11 protein-coding genes are annotated in these 13,955 nt (G+C 70.1%); 8 read left to right on the top strand and 3 right to left on the bottom strand.

The genetic code is table 11. The annotated features are described in order from the left end of the window. Nucleotide 1: 1 nt before the first annotated feature. The gene (locus KCH87_RS23390; protein ID WP_003975777.1) at nt 2-265 is read right to left on the bottom strand and encodes a WhiB family transcriptional regulator; all 264 of its coding nucleotides are present in this window, start codon (nt 263-265) and stop codon (nt 2-4) included. Between the two features lie 680 nt (nt 266-945). On the opposite strand from KCH87_RS23390, the gene KCH87_RS23395 reads away from it, so the two are divergent. From KCH87_RS23395 to KCH87_RS23410, 4 genes are all read left to right on the top strand, one after another. Continuing rightward, nucleotides 946-1,437 carry a cysteine dioxygenase family protein gene (locus tag KCH87_RS23395; protein ID WP_210588175.1) on the top strand — a complete coding sequence of 164 codons (492 nt, stop codon included), beginning with the start codon at nt 946-948 and terminating at the stop codon, nt 1,435-1,437. 56 nt (nt 1,438-1,493) lie between these two features. After that, nucleotides 1,494-2,453 carry a 2-phospho-L-lactate transferase gene (cofD, locus tag KCH87_RS23400; protein WP_210588176.1) on the top strand — a complete coding sequence of 320 codons (960 nt, stop codon included), beginning with the start codon at nt 1,494-1,496 and terminating at the stop codon, nt 2,451-2,453. After that, the gene (locus KCH87_RS23405; RefSeq protein ID WP_210588177.1) at nt 2,450-3,760 is read left to right on the top strand and encodes a coenzyme F420-0:L-glutamate ligase; all 1,311 of its coding nucleotides are present in this window, start codon (nt 2,450-2,452) and stop codon (nt 3,758-3,760) included. The genes cofD and KCH87_RS23405 overlap by 4 nt, the downstream gene beginning before the upstream one ends. A 183-nt stretch (nt 3,761-3,943) precedes the next feature. Further along, a complete protein-coding gene (locus KCH87_RS23410; protein WP_210588178.1) occupies nt 3,944-4,963 on the top strand; it encodes a DNA-3-methyladenine glycosylase in 1,020 nt (339 codons plus the stop codon). A gap of 249 nt (nt 4,964-5,212) precedes the next feature. Here the strand turns inward: KCH87_RS23410 and KCH87_RS23415 are convergent, their stop codons facing one another. Continuing rightward, nucleotides 5,213-6,295, bottom strand: coding sequence for an NDP-sugar synthase (locus KCH87_RS23415; protein WP_210588179.1), 1,083 nt, complete (start codon nt 6,293-6,295; stop codon nt 5,213-5,215). A gap of 137 nt (nt 6,296-6,432) precedes the next feature. After that, nucleotides 6,433-7,818 (bottom strand): peptidoglycan recognition protein, encoded by a 1,386-nt coding sequence (locus KCH87_RS23420; RefSeq protein ID WP_210588180.1) that lies wholly within the window; start codon nt 7,816-7,818, stop codon nt 6,433-6,435. Nucleotides 7,819-7,958: 140 nt separating this feature from the next. Here KCH87_RS23420 and KCH87_RS23425 point away from each other — a divergent pair, with 140 nt between their 5' ends. From KCH87_RS23425 to KCH87_RS23440, 4 genes are all read left to right on the top strand, one after another. Beyond that, nucleotides 7,959-8,714 carry a TIGR03089 family protein gene (locus tag KCH87_RS23425; protein ID WP_210588181.1) on the top strand — a complete coding sequence of 252 codons (756 nt, stop codon included), beginning with the start codon at nt 7,959-7,961 and terminating at the stop codon, nt 8,712-8,714. Between the two features lie 140 nt (nt 8,715-8,854). After that, complete coding sequence (locus tag KCH87_RS23430; protein WP_374199021.1) at nt 8,855-10,108, top strand: LCP family protein; 1,254 nt, start codon at nt 8,855-8,857, stop codon at nt 10,106-10,108. Nucleotides 10,109-10,336: 228 nt separating this feature from the next. Further along, nucleotides 10,337-12,073, top strand: coding sequence for an LCP family protein (locus tag KCH87_RS23435; protein ID WP_210588183.1), 1,737 nt, complete (start codon nt 10,337-10,339; stop codon nt 12,071-12,073). Nucleotides 12,074-12,155: 82 nt separating this feature from the next. After that, entirely contained in the window at nt 12,156-13,715 is a 1,560-nt protein-coding gene (locus KCH87_RS23440; protein WP_210588184.1) for an LCP family protein, read from the top strand. Nucleotides 13,716-13,955: the final 240 nt, after the last annotated feature.

Raw genomic sequence — 13,955 nt, forward strand, 5'->3', positions numbered from 1 at the left:
GTCAGACGGCGGCCTTCTTCAGCCGACGGCGTTCACGCTCGGACAGACCGCCCCAGATGCCGAATCGCTCGTCGTTGGCGAGGGCGTACTCGAGGCACTCGGAGCGGACTTCGCAGGCCAGACAGACTTTCTTGGCCTCGCGGGTGGAGCCGCCCTTCTCGGGGAAGAAGGACTCGGGGTCGGTCTGGGCGCACAGCGCGCGCTCCTGCCAGCCGAGTTCCTCGTCCGCGTCGTCGACCAGCAGTTGCTGCACCAGCTCGGTCATGTGCGCCCCTCGTCAGTCTTTCGCGTCCCCGTGATGTAGCCGTAACCGATTTCGGCTGAACGACACGAGTGAAATTACAAGTGTGCTGCTCCGGGCGAGTCAAGCCGAGATCTGCTATTGAGCCCCTTATTCACTCTGCGGAACCAAGGCCTAGCGGAAAGTGTTCAAATCGTCCTAAACCTTGACAGGCAGATAAGGCCCCGGAGGGCCTCCGTCCCCGCGCAGAGCCTGCACGGGGAAGGACGCCCGGAACATCGATCCCGTTCCGACATGTGCTCGAATCGATCCGGATCACAGTCCGATCACGGGATCGCGTCGAGGTTTGCGCGCCCGGTTGTGCGCCATGTGTCCCGGCCACCCCATGCACAAACCTTTCACCAAAGACATGAACCGGATGAGGTGAACCCCGTCCCACGTACCGGGCGCCGAGTTGACAGTGGAGGTGTGAACCGCTGTCCTTGTGGGCATGCTCGCGCACTCGGCACTCACCTCGACCCGCACCGCCGGGTCCCCCGGTGCTGCCCACGTCCGCTGTAGCTGTTGTTGCCGTTCCTGCTGTTGAGCCTCACGCGCTCCGGCTGCCTCTGAGTCCATCGGATTCGCTTCCGCGCCCGTCGGACTCGGCTGTTGTTCCCCTCGCCTCCGCCACTCTTCTCTTCCGACGAGGAACCACCGCACCCATGAACAGCGACAGCGACCTCCAGATCGCCGGCGACATCCTCGAAGTCCCGCACCTGCTGCGGGCACCGCGCGAGCACCCGGCCACCGTCGCCGACTTCGTCGGCCTGGCCCGCTCCGTCGCCGCCGACCGCACCCAGTGGGAACACCTCGTCCAGTACGACGCCACGTCCCGCTGGTACCACCGGCTGCGCACCGGTCCCGGGTACGAGGTGTGGCTGCTGTCCTGGGTGCCCGGCCAGGGCAGCGGACGGCACGACCACGGCCCCTCCTCCGGTGTGCTCACCGTCCTCGACGGCACGCTGACCGAACACACGGAGCGCGGCACGCGCGCGTTGGGGGCGGGTGCGCAGAGGGTGTTCGCGCCGGGGTACGTCCACGAAGTGGTCAACGACGCGCTCGAGCCCGCGGTCAGCCTGCACGTCTACTTCCCGGGCCTCACCGAGATGCCGATGCACAGCGCCCAGTGCATAGCGGCCGCCCCGGTCACCTGACGCATTCCGCGTCACCCGCTGCCGCATTGTCGTACCCGCCTGCAAGACTTGCTCCCATGCGCATTGTGGTTCTGGCAGGCGGCATCGGCGGTGCCCGGTTCCTGCGCGGTCTGATGCAGGCCGTGCCGGACGCGGACATCACCGTCATCGGCAACACCGGGGACGACATCCACCTCTTCGGCCTGAAGGTCTGCCCGGACCTCGACACGGTGATGTACACGCTCGGCGGCGGCATCAACGAGGAGCAGGGCTGGGGCCGGGCCGACGAGACCTTCCATCTCAAGGAGGAGCTCGCGGCGTACGGCGTCGGACCCGAGTGGTTCGGGCTCGGCGACCGGGATTTCGGCACGCACATCGTGCGGACGCAGATGCTCGGCGCCGGGTATCCGCTGAGCGCGGTGACCGAGGCGCTGTGCGACCGCTGGAAGCCGGGCGTACGGCTGATCCCGATGACCGACGACCGCGTGGAGACGCATGTCGCCGTCGAGGTCGACGGCGAGCGCAGGGCCATCCACTTCCAGGAGTACTGGGTGCGGCTGCGGGCGTCGGTGCCGGCCGAGGCGGTCGTGCCGGTGGGCGCGGAGCAGTCGAAGCCCGCGCCGGGTGTCCTGGAGGCGATCGCGGAGGCGGACATCATCCTCTTCCCGCCGTCCAACCCGGTCGTGTCCGTCGGCACGATCCTCGCCGTGCCCGGCATCCGTGAGGCGATCGCCGACGCCGGGGTGCCGGTCGTCGGCCTCTCCCCCATCGTCGGGGACGCGCCCGTGCGCGGCATGGCCGACAAGGTGCTCGCGGCGGTCGGCGTCGAGTCGACGGCCGCGGCGGTCGCCGAGCACTACGGCTCGGGGCTGCTGGACGGCTGGCTGGTCGACACCGTCGACGTGGACTCCGTGGAGCGCGTCGAGGCGGCGGGCATCCGCTGCCGGGCCGTGCCGCTGATGATGACCGACCTCGACTCGGCCACCCAGATGGCCCGGGAGGCGCTGACCCTCGCGTCGGAGGTACAGGCGTCATGAGCGCGGCACCTGACGACGGCTACAGAGTCTGGGCCGTTCCCGGCCTTCCCGAGGTGGCTGCTGGCGACGACCTCGCCAAGCTGATCGCCGCCGCCGAACCCGGGCTGGCCGACGGGGACGTGCTGCTCGTCACCTCGAAGATCGTGTCCAAGGCGGAGGGCCGGGTGGTCGAGGCGGCCGACCGGGAAGCCGCCATCGACGCCGAGACCGTACGGATCGTGGCCCGGCGCGGCCCCCTGCGCATCGTCGAGAACCGGCAGGGCCTCGTCATGGCCGCCGCCGGGGTCGACGCCTCCAACACCCCTTCCGGAACAGTGCTGTTGCTGCCCGACGACCCGGACGCGTCCGCGCGGGCGATCCGCGACGGGCTGCGGGACGCGCTCGGCGTCACCATCGGCGTCGTCGTCACCGACACCTTCGGGCGCCCCTGGCGTACGGGGCTCACGGACGTCGCGATCGGCGCGGCCGGCGTGCGCGTGCTCGACGATCTGCGCGGGGGCACGGACGCGTACGGCAATCCGCTCAGCGCGACCGTCGTGGCCACCGCCGATGAGCTGGCCGCCGCCGGAGACCTGGTCAAGGGCAAGGCCGAGGGGCTGCCTGTCGCGGTCGTGCGCGGACTGCCGCATGTGGTCGACGAGGACGACGGGGAGGGGGCGCGGGCCATGGTGCGCGGTGCGCGCGACGACATGTTCCGGCTGGGCACCTCCGAGGCGGTACGGGAGGCGGTGACCCAGCGGCGTACGGTACGGGCCTTCACGGACGAGCCGGTGGACGCGGGGGCGGTACGGCGGGCTGTCGCCGCGGCGGTGACCGCGCCGGCGCCGCACCACACCACCCCGTGGCGGTTTGTGCTGCTGGAGTCGGCGGAGTCCCGGACCGGGCTGCTGGACGCCATGCGGGATGCCTGGATCGCCGACCTGCGGCGGGACGGGAAGGGCGAGGAGTCCATCGCCAAGCGGGTGCGGCGGGGGGATGTGCTGCGGAACGCGCCGTATCTGGTGGTGCCCTGTCTCGTGATGGACGGGTCGCACACGTACGGGGACGTGCGGCGGGACGGGGCCGAGCGGGAGATGTTCGTGGTCGCCGCCGGGGCCGGCGTGCAAAACTTCCTGGTCGCGCTGGCCGGGGAGCGGCTGGGGTCGGCGTGGGTGTCGTCGACGATGTTCTGCCGGGAGGTCGTGCGGGAGGTGCTCGGGCTGCCGGAGCACTGGGATCCGATGGGGGCGGTGGCGGTCGGGCATCCGGCCGAGGAACCGCGGCCTCGGCCGGAGCGGGATGCGGGGGCGTTCATCGAGGTGCGGTGACGCTCCACTGGTGGTGCCGCGAGGGGGCGTCGGTCGGCTGCGGCGCCGTCGTGGCTCGTCGCGCCCACGCGGCGGAGCCGCATATCGACACAGCCCCGCGCCCCTTTGGGGCGTTGTCCGCGTCGTTGTCGTATGTACCGCCTAGTCTCGTAAGGCTTCTCCAGTACCCCTAGGACCTCATCCGTGGCAGGACGTTTCGCTCCCCGGCCCACGCGTACGACTGTGCGCGGTGGGCATGTTTCCGTGCCCGGGGCTGCGAGTGTGCCGCGGCAGGCGCCGGCGCCCGGGCGGGTGCGGACGTGGGTGCCGGACGGGCCACTCGACCTCGGGCTGGTGCTGGGGCCGTTGCGGCGGGGGCCGGGGGATCCGACGTTCCGGGCGGCGCCGGACGGGTCCGTGTGGCGGGCCACCCGAACGCCGGCCGGGCCCGGGACGCTGCGGGTCGCGGTGCGCGGTGGTGAGGTGTGCGGGGAGGCTTGGGGGCCGGGGGGTGAGTGGCTGCTGGAGCGGTTGCCGGAGTTGCTCGGGGGCGCCGACGATCCGTCCGTCTTCGAGCCGCGGCATCGGCTGGTGGCGTTGGCGCGGCATCGGCGGCCGGGGTTGCGGCTGACGCGGACCGGGCTGGTGCTGGAGTCGTTGATTCCGTCGGTTCTGGAGCAGAAGGTCACGACCGATGAGGCGTATCGGGCGTGGCGGATTCTGGTGCGGAAGTTCGGGGCGCCGGCGCCGGGGCCTGGGCCTGGGCCGGCCGGCGGGCGGATGTGGGTGATGCCGGCGGCGCGGACGTGGGCGCTGATTCCGTCGTGGGAGTGGCATCGGGCCGGGGTCGACAACAAGCGGGCGTCGACGATTCTTCGGGCCGTGCGGGTTGCTGCGCGGCTGGAGGAGGCGGTGGGGATGTCGGTGGAGGCGGCGCAGGCTCGGTTGGAGGTCGTGCCGGGGGTGGGGCCGTGGACGTCGGCGGAGACCGTGCAGCGGAGTCATGGGGCGGCGGATGCGGTGACTGTGGGGGATCTGCATCTGCCGGGGATCGTGGGGTGGGCGCTGGCCGGGGATCGGGATGCGGATGACTCCGTGATGCTGGAGTTGCTGGAGCCGTATGCGGGGCAGCGGCATCGGGCGGCTCGGTTGATTCTGTTGAGCGGGCGGACGCCGCCGCGGCGCGCTCCGCGGATGCCGAGGGGGGACATCGGGCGGTTGTGACGTCCCCGGCGCCGATCTGACCGTCACGGTTTCCGCCCCCGCCGCCCTTACCCGTCCCGTCCCAGGGGGCTGCGCCCCCGGACCCCCGCCATCGGCCCGAAGGGCCTTGTCCTCAAACGCCGGACGGGCTGAAATGCACGAACCGGCATTGAGAAGCCAACCCCCAGCGGGTGGGCAGGGCGCTCGGGACGGCAGCACCCGTCCTCAGACGCCGGACCGGCTGAGTTGGTCAGTCGGTCCGGTGTTGGGTCACTGGTCCGAGGAGAAGCGCAGGGCGCCTGCTGGGATTTGGGCGTCGCACCAGACTCGGGCGCCGTCGGAGAGTTCGTTGTCGGCGCCGATGATGGCGCCGTCGCCTATGACGGTGCCGGTGAGGATGGAGCGTTCGCCTACGCGGGCGTGGGTGCCGATGAGGGAGTCGGTGATCACGGCGCCGGGTTCGATGACGGCGCCGGGGAGGATGGTCGTGCCGGAGACCCGGGCGCCTTCGGCGACGTACGCGCCCTCGCCGACCACCGTGCCGCCCGTGAGCTTCGCGTCCGGGGCGACCCGTGCCGTCGGCAGGATCAGGCGGTCGCCGCAGCGGCCGGGGATGGCGGGGGACGGGGCTCGGCCGAGGACCAGGTCCGCCGAGCCGCGGACGAAGGCCGCCGGCGTGCCCAGGTCCAGCCAGTACGTCGAGTCGACCATCCCCTGGAGGTGGGCTCCCGCGGAGAGGAGGTCGGGGAATGTCTCCCTCTCCACCGACACCGGGCGGCCCGCAGGGATCGTGTCCATGAGCGAGCGGCGGAAGACGTACGCCCCTGCGTTGATCTGGTCGGTGACTATCTCCTCGGGGGTTTGGGGCTTCTCCAGGAAGGCCAGGACTCTGCCCGTCTCGTCCGTGGGGACCAGGCCGTAGGCACGCGGGTCCGTCACCTTCGTGAGGTGGAGCGAGACGTCCGCGCCTGTCGTCCTGTGGGTCTCCACCAGCGCCCTGATGTCCAAGCCCGTCAGGATGTCGCCGTTGAAGATCAGGACCGGGTCGTCGGGGCCGGAGTGGAGACGGCTCGCCACGTTGCGTATCGCGCCGCCCGTGCCGAGCGGTTCCTCCTCGGTGACGTACTCCAGATGAAGGCCGAGGGACGAGCCGTCACCGAAGTGCGGCTCGAAGACCTCGGCCAGGTAGGAAGTCGCCAGCACGATGTGGTCGACACCCGCCGCTCTCGCTCTCGCCAGCTGGTGTGTGAGAAAGGGCACCCCGGCCGCGCGGACCATGGGCTTGGGCGTGTGCACGGTGAGCGGACGCAGCCGAGTGCCCTTGCCGCCGACCAGGAGGATCGCTTCTGTCACCTGTCGTCTCTGCTTCCTGCCGGGACCGGCCGAACTGTCTTTCGACCGGCCAGTGTATGCAGACCTGTCGGCACGCCTGCGACGGCCGTGCGCCGTTCCGTCCCCTGTTCACAGACGTTTCATTCATGCGCTTTGGTTCAGCGGCCCTGGTAGCGGGCCGCCGTCGAGCGGGCGGAGCCGAGCTTCCGGTAGAGCTGCCGTCCCGGGCACGCCGTGTCGAAGCCGTCCCGGTGGCCGGAGATCACGTTCAACCGAACGTTCTTTCCCTTTCGGTAGAGATTGCCACCGCCCGACTTCAGGTATGTCTTGCCGCGCGGATTCGCGCCGTACAGACCGAGCTTCCAGGCCGTGAGCCGGGCGATCGCCTTCACCGAGGCGGCGGGCGGCTTGGCGGAGCCGAAGGTGCCGAGGGCGGCGATCCCCATGCTGTTGGTGTTGAACCCGAGGGTGTGAGCGCCGAGGACCGCCTTCGCCACGCCCCCGGCGCGGCCCTCGTAAATCTTCCCGCACTTGTCGACGAGGAAGTTGTAGCCGAGGTCGCGCCAGCCCATGCTCTTGACGTGGTAGCGGTAGATACCGCGGATGACGGAGGAGGCTTGTGAGCACCGGTACTTGTTACCGGTCCCCGTGTGGTGCACGAAGGCCGCCTTCACCTTCTTCGTGTAGACGACCTTCTTGTCGCGCAGCCTCTCGTTCGCGCCCCAGCCGCGGCGGGTGACGATGCGCGGACGCGGGCCGATGTACGGCTTCGCCCGCTGCTCGTCCGTCAGTTCGGCGGCGTGCAGCGCGTGCAGCTCCCGCTCGGTCTCCTTGCGGCTGAGTTCCGGGATCTCGGTGGCGCCGAGGGGTGCGAGGTCGGCGTTGGCGTCGTCCGTCGTCGTGTCCGCGTCCCGTGCGGTGGTGTTGCGGGTGGCCGGCGGGAGGGTGCCCCCGTCCTCCCGCACCGCATCCTGGCCCGGGTCCACGAGTTCCAGGCGCAGGCCCGGGGGAAGCGCCGTGGCGGCGTCGCCGGCCCGGTCGGGTTCGGCGGGGTGCGTCTCCGCGCTGACGCGTACCTCCACTCCGTCGGAGTCCCCCACCCACAGCGGCGCCGTGGCGCCGTGTACGCGGCTCTCGGCGGCCTCGGCCGTGTCCGGATCGGGGGCGTGCTCGCCGTTGTGCGTCTCGACGTCCTGCCAGCCGGACCAGGTGCCGGTACCGGTTTCTCTCGTACGGACCTGGACGCGGCCGTGGAGTTCGGTGTCCGGGGTGTCCCAGACGACGCCGACGAGGGAGAAGCGCCGTACGTCCTGGCGGGGCAGGCCCTGTTCGGCGGTGGGGCCGAGAGTGCGGTTGCCGTTGAGGGGGACGAGGGGCAGGGACTGGGTGCTGCCGGGGACGTCCGGCTCGGCCGCCCGGGCGACGGTCCTGGCCGCCTTCGTGCTCGACGCCGGTCCCGCCGCCGCGCCTGCGGGCGGGGTCAGCGGGAGGGCGAGGGCGGCCGCGCAGGTGACGCCGATCGAGGAAGCAAGGAATCCACGCATGCTCCTGATGTTGGACATATGTATTCATATCTGTCCAACGGGGAACTGACGGACCGTCGGCTGACGTTGGGCCGAATCGGTGGTGCGGGCGTGCGCCGGGTGTTGGGTCCACGCCCGCGTGCGCGCGTACGCTTGCGCGGGTGAACGCCACCGATCGCACCCCTGCCGACCTGCTGCGTTCCGCGCTCGCCGCGGATCCCGGACGCCCCCTGCTGACCTTCTACGACGACGCCACGGGGGAACGAGTCGAATTGTCCGTGGCCACCTTCGCCAATTGGGTGGCCAAGACCGCGAATCTGCTCCAGGGCGAGTTGTCCGTGGAACCTGGCGACCGGGTCGCCCTGCTGCTGCCCGCGCACTGGCAGACGGCGGCGTGGCTGCTGGCCTGTGCGTCGGTGGGCGTGATCGCGGACGTGGGGGGCGACCCCGGGGCGGCCGATGCGGTGGTCAGCGGGCCGGACGCGCTGGACGCGGCGCGGGCGTGTTCCGGGACGCGGGTCGCGCTGGCGTTGCGGCCGCTCGGCGGTCGCTTTCCGCAGCCGCCGGAGGGTTTCGTCGACTACGCCGTCGAGGTCCCGGGGCAGGGCGATCGTTTCGTGCCGTTCGCACCGGTCGATCCGGAGGAGCCGGCGTTGATCGTGGCCGGGCGGGAGTTCAGCGGGGCCGAGGTGGTCGAGCGGGCCCGGGACGAGGCGACGGGGCTGGGGCTGACGGGGCCGACGTCCCGGATCCTGTCCGGTCTGCCGTACGACACCTGGGACGGGCTGAACGCCGGGTTGTACGGGCCGCTGGCCACCGGCGGCTCCGTGGTGCTCTGCCGCCATCTGGGCGAACTGGGCGAGGAGGCCCTGGCCAAGCGGATCGACAGCGAGCGGGTCACGGCGACGGCGAGGTAGGGCGGACAGCGGCCCCACCGCCCCTGTCCCCCGTTCGGCCCAGCCCAACCCGCCCCCGGCCCCCCATCCACGCGATGGTCGTAGCAGCAGCCGCACGACACGTTCGCAGGCGCCCGTACGCCATGAGGGGTGGACCAGACGTGAGCGACAGCGTAGGTACGCCCTCCCGGGCCCCCGGGCCGGCGGCGGGGGCGTCGGCGACCGGGAGTGGGCTGATACGGCGGCGCCGGCGGCGTTGGGTGCGTGGCACCGCTCTCGGAGTCGGGGCGGTGATGCTGGCCGCCGGCGGGGGCCTGTGGGCCCTCTACGCCAAGCTCGACGGGAACATCACGTCGGACCAGGCGGCCGCGGCCGAGCTCGCGCGGTACGAGAAGGAGCGGCCCACCGCCCTCGTCAAGGGCGCGATGAACCTGCTGGTCATCGGGTCCGACTCACGGGCCGGGGACGGGAACTCGCGGTACGGGAAGGACTCCGGGACCGAGCGGTCCGACACCACCATCCTGCTGCACCTGTCCGCCGGGCGGCGCAGCGCCACCGCCGTCTCGCTGCCCCGCGATCTGATGGTGGACGTGCCCGCCTGTCTGCGGCGGGACGGCAGCCGGACCGAGCCGATGTTCGCGATGTTCAACTACGCCTTCCAGACCGGTGGTTCGGCCTGCTCCATCCGAACCGTGGAGAAACTGACCGGCATTCGGATCGACCATCACATGGTCGTCGACTTCGACGGGTTCAAGGAGATGGTCGACGCCGTCGACGGGGTGGAGATCTGCCTCAAGGAACCCATCCGCGACAAGGACGCAAAACTGCGGCTGCCCGCAGGCAAGGTGACGCTCGACGGTGAGCAGGCACTCGGGTACGTCCGCGCCCGAAAGACGCTCGGCGATGGCAGCGACACCGACCGGATGAACCGTCAGCAGCGCTTTCTCGGCGCGCTCGTCCACAAGGTGCAGAGCAATGACGTGCTGCTGAATCCGGTGAAGCTCTATCCCGTACTGGACGCCGCCACGTCGTCGCTCACCACGGACCCGGGACTGGCCAGCCTGCGCGGTTTGTACGAACTCGTTCGCGGAGTGCGCGACATCCCCACCGAACGTGTGCAATTCCTGACCGTTCCGCGGGAGTCGTATGTCTACAACGCCAATCGAGACCAGTTGGTGGAGCCCGAGGCGGAAAAGCTGTTCGAGCGGCTGCGCACGGACACACCGGTGGTGATCGCCGGGGAGGTTCCGCGGGATTCCGACGAAAAGGGCCGCACCGACGCCGACGACGGCTACTCCGCGTATGGGCCGGACGACGGAAAGTCCGATGCGCGGCGGCCCGAAGGGCCCGTCGCCGCCGATTCGCCCGCGCCCACCTTCAGCGGGACCACTGCCGACGAGGACACCTGCGAATAAAGCCAACGCAAAGCCCAGCAACAGCTTTCAAGGAAATGGGCGGAATGACCGGTTGTAGGGCGTGGAATGTGTCACCGCCGTCGCTCGACGCTGAGCTGGGCGGTTAGTGTGAGCGCTTCAGTGCGCCCGACCACGAGGTGAAGTCCCGGGGTCGCGCGCACTGCTTGTAAGAAACCCGGGCGCCTATGGGGGTGGGGCGCCGCGCCCCGACGGAGGATTCGGACAACCGTGGACGCGCAAGGCCGAGGGCGGGCGGACAACGTCGATCCCGCAGACCAGTGGGTGCTCAATCCGAACACTGGCGAATACGAACTGCGACTGACCCCTTCCGCTCCGCAGTCGGCGGTTCCCCGGCCCCGTAGACCTGCCCCGGGCGCGGCAGCGGGTACTCCGCGCAGCCGCACGGCATCCCCCGCTGCCCCCGGCCGTACGGTCCCGCCGCAGCGCAGGCGTCGTGGGGCGCCGCCCGAGGAGCCGCTGCCCGGGCGGCGAGGGCGGCGGCCGGCGAAGCAGCAGAAGTCGAAGGCGAAGAAGGTCCTGATGTGGACCGGCGGCACCATGGCGTTCGTGGTGCTGGCCGCCGCGGGCGCCGGGTACCTCTACATCAAGCACCTCAACGACAACATCACCGCTGTCTCCGACGACGGCGCGAGCACCGGCGGCTTCAGCAAGGACAAGGCGATCAACATCCTGCTGATCGGCACCGACAAGCGCACCGGTGCGGGCAACGAGAGCTACGGCGACTCCGGCAGCGTCGGACACGCCGACACCACGATCCTGCTGCACGTCTCCAAGGACCGGACGAACGCGACCGCGCTCAGCATCCCGCGCGACCTGATCACCGACGTCCCGGACTGCCCGACCACACAGGCGGACGGCACCACGAAGACCATCCCGGGCACCGACGGCGTCCGCTTCAACACCAGCCTCGGCCAGGACGAACGTACGCCCAGCTGCACCATGCGGACCGTCACCGAGCTGACCGGGATCACGCCCGACAACTTCATGGTCGCCGACTTCAACGCGGTCAAGACGCTGACCTCCGCGGTGGGCGGCGTCGAGGTGTGTCTGGCCAAGGACATCGACGACCCGGACTCCAAGCTCAAGCTGTCGAAGGGCACGCACACCATCGAGGGCGAGGAGGCGCTCGCCTTCCTGCGCACCCGGCACTCGGTGGGCTTCGGCGGCGACCTGAGCCGGATCGAGCTTCAGCAGCAGTTCCTGAGCTCGCTGATGCGCAAGCTGAAGTCCAACGACACGCTCACCAACCCGTCGAAGATGATCAAGCTGGCCGAGGCGGGCACCAAGGCGCTGACCGTCGACTCCAAGCTCGACAGCATCGGCAAGCTGAAGGACCTCGGTCTGGAGCTGGGCAAGCTCAACACCAAGAACCTGACCTTCACCACGGTGCCGGTGATCGACAACCCGGCGGAGAAGGTGAAGGCGACGGTCGTCGTCAACGACACGACGGCGCCCGAGGTCTTCGACATGATCAAGAACGATGTGTCGTTCACCGAGGTCAAGGCGCAGCAGAAGAAGGAGGCGGCCGCCGTGGCCGCCCGGCTGAAGGGCACCAAGGCCGACGCCTCCGAGGTGCGGGTGCAGGTCCTCAACGGCGGTGCCGAGGCAGGCAGCGCGCAGGCGGAGCTGGAGTACCTTCAGAACGAGGCGGGCGTACTGAAGTCGGAGAACGCCGGCAACGCCGACGCCGACCTGGCGAAGACGACGCTCGAGTACGCCCCCGACCAGGCCGACCAGGCCCGCAGGCTCGCGGACATCATGGGCCTGTCCGGTTCGGCGATGAAGCCGGGCCAGAGCGTGGAGAACTCCCAAGGCCTGCCGACGATGGCCCTCACCCTGGGCAAGGACTTCAAGGGCGCGGGCGTGAAGCTCAACTCCTCCTCGGGGTCGACGCCGGAGGGCGTGCAGAAATCCACCGCCGACAAGGTCGAATGCGCCAAGTGAGTTGACCTGACGGGCCTGTCCTACGTCTCACAGGACGTAGGACAGGCCCGTTCCATTGGCGCAAGGGTGGGGGAAACAGCGGATGACGCTCAGCGATGTGCAGAAGGAGGAGACGCCACCCGCACACCGACGGCGTCCCAAACGCAGGCACCGGGTACTCAGATGGTCCGCGACGACGCTGTCGGTGCTGATACTGGGGACGGCCGGCGCCGGATACCTCTACTACCGGCATCTGAACGGCAACATCGAGAAGGGCGAGCGCGCCAGCGGCGACTCCAAGGTGCACAAGGCCGGTGCGAACGCCGCCGGGCAGACACCCCTGAACATCCTGCTGATCGGCTCCGACAGCCGTAACTCCGACGAGAACGTGGCGCTGGGCGGCAGCAGGGACACCCGCGGCAACCCGCCGCTGGGCGATGTGCAGATGCTCATCCACCTGTCCGCGGACCGCAGAAGCGCCGCGGTGGTGAGCATTCCGCGGGACACCCGGGTCGACATCCCCGAGTGCAAGGACCCCGACACCGGCCAGACGTTTCCGCCCACCAACACGATCATCAACGAGTCGCTGGCCCGTGGCGGGGCCGGCTGCACGCTGGCCACCTGGCAGAACCTCACCGGGGTCTACATCGACCACTGGATGACCATCGACTTCGCGGGCGTGGTGAGCATGGCGGACGCCATCGGCGGCGTCGAGGTCTGTGTGAGGCAGAACGTGTGGGACCGCCCGCTGCCGGGTGTGCCCGGCGGCTCCGGTCTGAAGCTGACGGCCGGCCGGAAGAAGGTCGAGGGCAAGCAGGCGCTCCAGTGGCTGCGCACCCGGCATGCCTGGGGCAGCGACCCGCTGCGGGCCCGGGCCCAGCACATGTACATGAACTCGATGATCCGCACGCTCAAGCAGCAGAACGTCTTCACCGACACCGGCCGGCTGATGAACCTGGCCGAGGCCGCCACCAGGTCCCTGAAGGTCTCCGAGGAGATCGGCACGGTCAAGAAGCTCTACGACCTGGGCACGCAGCTCAGGACGGTGCCGACCGACCGCATCACCATGACGACCATGCCGACCGTCCAGGACGACCAGGACAGCGACCACCTGCTCCCCGACGGAACGAACGCCGAGCAGATCTGGACGATGCTCCGCGACGACGTGCCCTTCGACGACAAGGGCACGAAGGCCGAGGAGAAGAAGCCGGCGGCCAAGGAGAAGGCCTCCGCCGACCCCGCCGCGGACAAGGACGAGATCGGCGTCCTGGTGCAGAACGCCACCCGGTCCTCCACCCTCGCCCCGGTCGGCGGCCGGGCCGGCGCGGTCGCCCGGACCCTGGTGGGCGAGGGCTTCACCAGGGCCACGGCGGACGCCTCCGCCGCGCTCTCCGAGGGGCAGACCGTCGTGCGCTATCCGAGCGCCGAGTTGGAGGGCGACGCCCAGTCGGTCGCCAAGTCCCTGGGGATTCCGCTGAGTTCGGTGAAGAGGTCGACCGACGTCTCCGGCGTCACCGTCGTCGTGGGCGCCGACTGGCGCACGGGCACGGCGTATCCGAAGGAGTCGACGCCCGAGGCCGGGGACCTGCCGGGCAACTCCGACGAGATCAACGGCTCGGACACCAAGCAGTGCATGGACGTGTACGCGCCCTACCGCTGGTAGTTCGAACGCTGCGCGCCTCACGTACGTACTCAAGTCACAAGGGGAACCCGCACACCAGGACAGCGAACCGGCTTTCAGGGAAATGGGGTGGAATGACCGCTTGTAGGGTCGTGGAGTTTGTCACTGCGGCACTCAATGCCCAACTGGGCGGATAGTGTGAGCGATTCAGTGATCCCCGGCCACAAATCTGTCCTGGGGTCGAGCACTGTGTTGACCAACACCCGCGCGCTTTCCGGGGGG

Source organism: Streptomyces sp. GESEQ-35 (assembly GCF_017948485.1).
Taxonomy (GTDB): domain Bacteria; phylum Actinomycetota; class Actinomycetes; order Streptomycetales; family Streptomycetaceae; genus Streptomyces.